This is a genomic window from Enterobacter cloacae complex sp. I2, assembly GCF_014896205.1.
GTDB classification, from domain to species: Bacteria; Pseudomonadota; Gammaproteobacteria; order Enterobacterales; family Enterobacteriaceae; genus Enterobacter; species Enterobacter quasihormaechei.
The window spans coordinates 1-1616 of record NZ_JADBRA010000045.1 but is presented as its reverse complement, the minus strand read 5'-3'; the positions used below and the strand labels follow the sequence as shown (position 1 = coordinate 1616).

The window sequence follows — 1616 nt, the reverse complement described above, 5'->3', positions numbered from 1 at the left end:
AGTTTATTGATGAAGTCACGGTTGAATAGTGCCAGATCAGGATATTTCTTTGCCTGCTCATCAAGCGCTGCCTGCCAAAGAGCTGATGTGCCATCTTTAAGCCATTCGCTGTGGTGCTTCACCACCAGGCGCTGCACCTGATACCGGATATGTGGCTGACGGTTGTGCAGAAACCGCCACAGTTCACCAGCATCGATTACACCATCCTGGTTTGAATCCATCTGTTTAAGCAACTTCTGATACTTTTCGGTGTAGCTGGAGGAATACATATCCCGTGTTTCGCCCCTGGCTAATTCTTCAAGTCGTCCGAACGCTTGTCGTAGCCAGCTTTCTCTCGGGGTCTGGAAAATGCTTTGTGGGGCGTCCTCCTGTTCCAGAGGTATAAATCCTCTTTTTTCAAGATCAAATTGATTTGCTCTTTCCACATCTTCCGCCGCCATCCATGCCAGCTCGCCGGGAATGTAATACCAGGTTTTTCCGTTGGCCTCCAGTCGGCGGCACTGAGTTTCGGGAGTGTAACGCTCTGCTGTTGTTGGCGAAGGGTCACCGCCGACACCAGCCACGACAAAGGAATTATCTCTGTCACGATGCTGCCAGCGCATTTTATCCGCCAGAGTATGCAGTTCTGCGACTCCTTTCGTTACGCCAGCCTTATTTGTCAGAAAATCCTTCATTCGTGCATCCTGGCTGAATACTTCCAGATGACAAAAATACTGAGGATTGCCATACGGTTGTTCTTTCAGGCTAAGGTGACCTATAACATCCCCGGCCTTAATCGGAAGTGCATCTTCCCCGGATACCGTCACGACCTGATTGAATACGTCATGTTTACGGGCTTCCTGCATCCACGCTGGTATTGTAATGTCTTGCCTCTTAACAAACTTATCCAGCCCAGAAATCCAGCCAGACTCTCCGACAGATAATCCGGTTTTAGCTCCTTCGGGGACTGACACAACAGTAATGAAAATGAATGGAGCCGGTTTGCCGTTAAGAATAAAAGTCGCCTCTTGTTCAATCTCCACGACTGAACCGCGCGGTAATGTAGTATGCGTGTCCTGTGGAGCTTCATAGTGATGCAATGCATCGCGGGGAACGTTTATCCCCTGGGACATTCCGTTACGCATCCAGCCTGAAAATGTGTTGTCCTGACGGATTTTCAATGCGCTGGCGGTCACGGTGGCTGTCGGTGTGTCCGTAACCCCATACTCAGAAAGCGGGGCTATTTGCATCCACAGCGTATAGAAGTCCAGTGAGTTATCGGGTTTGTCTTTATCTGGGGTACAGGTTGATTTGATGAGAACAAAGGTGGTGCTGAATTTAAGCATCTTCTTTTTAAACGGAGCGGTCTGGTAATTATCATTTAAGCGCCAGGCGACCACCTGACCATCAGTCATGCATTTCAGACCATGGCTGCCGGGTTTAAATACAGCATTAGCCGCAAAACTGTCATAAAGATGGATTCCACCATGCCAGTGTTCGGCCTTCTTCATCAGCCAGTGAGTATCTCCCTCAGTGCCCTCTAAGGCCTCCATGAACCCTGTTGCCGAACTATAGCCATTAACTGGCAGTACCATTTTCATCATCTGTCCCTGGATTTACTATGGTTATTTGCTCAT

General features: G+C 48.8%; 1 protein-coding gene. It reads right to left on the bottom strand.

Translation table 11 applies throughout. From position 1 onward, the window contains the following. Positions 1-1583 (bottom strand): EF-hand domain-containing protein (locus tag IM300_RS22510; RefSeq protein ID WP_193038356.1); only part of this gene is annotated, 1583 nt, incomplete at its 3' end. Positions 1584-1616 lie beyond the last annotated feature (33 nt).